General features: G+C 71.1%; 3 protein-coding genes. 1 reads left to right on the top strand and 2 read right to left on the bottom strand.

Annotation, left to right across the window (positions count from 1 at the left end; all coding sequences use genetic code 11):
* Together SACPADRAFT_RS0213200 and lpdA are read right to left on the bottom strand one after the other, a co-directional pair.
* On the bottom strand, window positions 1-348 hold a 348-nt coding region (locus SACPADRAFT_RS0213200; RefSeq protein WP_007027237.1), incomplete at its 3' end, for a biotin/lipoyl-containing protein.
* A 150-nt stretch (window positions 349-498) separates the two neighbouring features.
* The gene (gene lpdA / locus SACPADRAFT_RS0213195) at window positions 499-1,872 is read right to left on the bottom strand and encodes a dihydrolipoyl dehydrogenase (protein ID WP_007027238.1); all 1,374 of its coding nucleotides are present in this window, start codon (window positions 1,870-1,872) and stop codon (window positions 499-501) included.
* A 239-nt stretch (window positions 1,873-2,111) separates the two neighbouring features.
* Here lpdA and SACPADRAFT_RS0213190 point away from each other — a divergent pair, with 239 nt between their 5' ends.
* Window positions 2,112-2,486 (top strand): hypothetical protein, encoded by a 375-nt coding sequence (locus SACPADRAFT_RS0213190; RefSeq protein ID WP_007027239.1) that lies wholly within the window; start codon window positions 2,112-2,114, stop codon window positions 2,484-2,486.
* Window positions 2,487-2,563: the final 77 nt, after the last annotated feature.

The following is a 2,563-nucleotide window of genomic DNA, read 5'->3' as shown; positions in this document are numbered from 1 at the left end:
CTGCTCCGCCGCGGGGGCGGGTTCGGCCGGTGCGGCGGGCTCGGCGGCGGGTTGCGTCTCGGTGGCCGGTTCCGGCTGTGCCTGCCCGGCGGCGGCCTGTCCACCACCGGAGCCGTCGTCGATCAGGGCGAGCTGGGAACCGACCTCGACGGTCTCGTCCTCGCGGGCGACGATCTGCTGGACCGTGCCCGCCACGGGGGAGGGGACCTCGGTGTCGACCTTGTCGGTGGAGATCTCGAGCAGCGGCTCGTCCACCTCCACCGAGTCACCCTCCTGCTTGAGCCACCGGGTGACCGTGCCTTCCGTGACGCTCTCCCCGAGCTCCGGCAGTGTGACGGAGTACGCCATTGTTCGCTGACTCCCTTGTGCGTGTGGTGCTGGTGTGGGTCGTTGGCGTGTCGGCCGCGCCGCGCCCGCGGTTTCCGGCGACCGCTCCGCGCCGGGGCCGTCGGTGACGGACACCGCCCGCGCGGGGGGCACTGCCCGGCCCCGGCCGCCTCAGCCGTGCACGTGCAGCGGCTTGCCGGCCAGCGCCAGGTGCGCCTCGCCGAGAGCCTCGGACTGGGTGGGGTGGGCGTGGATCAGCGGGGCGACGTCCTCGGGGAACGCCTCCCAGTTGTAGATGAGCTGGGCCTCGCCGATCAGCTCGCCGACCCGGTCACCCACCAGGTGCAGCCCGACCACCGGCCCGTCCGGGGCCTTGACCAGCTTCACCGCACCGGAGGTCTTCAGGATCTGGCTCTTGCCGTTGCCCCCGAGGTCGTAGGTGAACGTGGTGATGTCCGACCCGTAGGTCTCCCGCGCCTCGGCCTCGGTCAGGCCGACCGAGGCGACCTCGGGGTGCGAGTAGGTGACGCGCGGGATGCCGCTCTCGTCGACCGGCCCCGGGTTCAACCCGGCGATCTCCTCGGCCACGAACACGCCCTGCTGGAACCCGCGGTGCGCGAGCTGCAGGCCGGGCACGATGTCGCCGACGGCGTAGACGTTCGGCAGGTTGGTGCGCAGCCGCTCGTCGGTACGGACGAAGCCGCGCTCCATCGTGATGCCCGCCTCGTCGTAGCCGTGCCCGGCGGTGTTCGGACCGCGCCCCACCGCGACCAGCAGCAGGTCGGCCTCCAGCGTCTCGCCGGACTCCAGGGACACGCTGACGCCGTTGTCGTCCTGCTTGGCGCCGGTGAACTTCACGCCCGTCTTGTAGCTGATCTTGCGGCGCCGGAAGGCCCGTTCGAGCTGCTTCGAGGCGAACTCGTCCTCGTTGGGCACGAGCCGGGGCAGGGCCTCCACGATGGTCACCTCGGCGCCGAACGACGCCCACACGCTGGCGAACTCGACGCCGATCACACCGCCGCCGAGCACCACCACCTTCTCCGGCACGCGGTCCAGGGTGAGGGCCTCCTCGCTGGCGACGATGCGGCCGCCCAGTTCGAGGTCCGGCAGCGTCTTGGAGTAGGAGCCGGTGGCCAGCAGCACGTTCTTGCCGGTGTAGCGGGTGCCGTCGACCTCGACGGTGGTGCCGCCGACGAAGGTGCCGGTGCCCTCCACGTAGTTGATCTCGTGGGCCTTCGCGAGGCCCTGCAGACCCTTGTACAGGCGGTTGACGACGGTGTCCTTGTACTTGTGCACACCGTCGATGTCGATGCCCTCGAACACGCTCTTGACGCCGAACTGGTCGCCCTCCCGCGCCGAGTCGGCGACCTCCGCGGCGTGCAGCAGTGCCTTGGTCGGGATGCAACCCCGGTGCAGGCAGGTGCCGCCCAGCTTGTCCTTCTCGATCAGGGTGACGGACAGGCCCAGCTCGGCGGCGCGGAACGCCGCGGCGTAACCACCCGATCCGCCACCAAGGATCACCAGGTCGGCTTCAGCGTCGGTCACTTGTCAAACTCCCTCGGCAGGTGTCGATCGTGTCCACGGGCGCTGTTGGGCGCTCATGCCACCTCATCTTGTCACCTCGCCCGAATCCGGTGCGAGTGAGTAGGGCTGTGACGCCGCTTGCGCCGACGCCCGGGCGAATCCGGTGAAACCGGACACCTGCGGCGCGGGTGCGGGGGAGACAGACCCGGTCGGTGTCGGAATAATGCTCGCCGCGACCCGAATGAGGAAGGTGAGGCGAGGTGGGCCTGTTCGACTCGTTGCGCAGACGTCGCAAAGGGGGGAAGCCCGGCAGACCCGGCAAGCCCGGGGCGGTGCGCGGGGCGAGTTCCGCCGACACGGACCATCTCGACCAGTGGGCCTCCGCCCGGCGCGGTGTGGAGGCGTTCGTCGAGCCGCGCACCAACGTCACCGAGACGACCGTGGTCCTCGTCGCCCACGACGGGGAATGGACCCGCCGCCGGATCGGCAGCCTCGGCGCGGCCCAGCAGTTCGGCAAGAAGCGCGCGATCCCGGTCTACGAGGTCGCCAAGACCGGATACCCGAAACGGATGCGCGAGTACACCGAACGGCAGCGGATCCTGCGCCGTCGGCAGCAGCGGGAACAGGACGGATGAACGGCGCCCCGGCGGTCCCGGCGCCGGCGTCCGCACCGGGGCCGCCGTCGGTACCTGCGCGACGGCGGCCCCGGCCA

Source organism: Saccharomonospora iraqiensis subsp. paurometabolica YIM 90007 (genome assembly GCF_000231035.2).
GTDB classification, from domain to species: domain Bacteria; phylum Actinomycetota; class Actinomycetes; order Mycobacteriales; family Pseudonocardiaceae; genus Saccharomonospora; species Saccharomonospora paurometabolica.
This window is presented reverse-complemented; position numbering and strand designations above follow the sequence as displayed.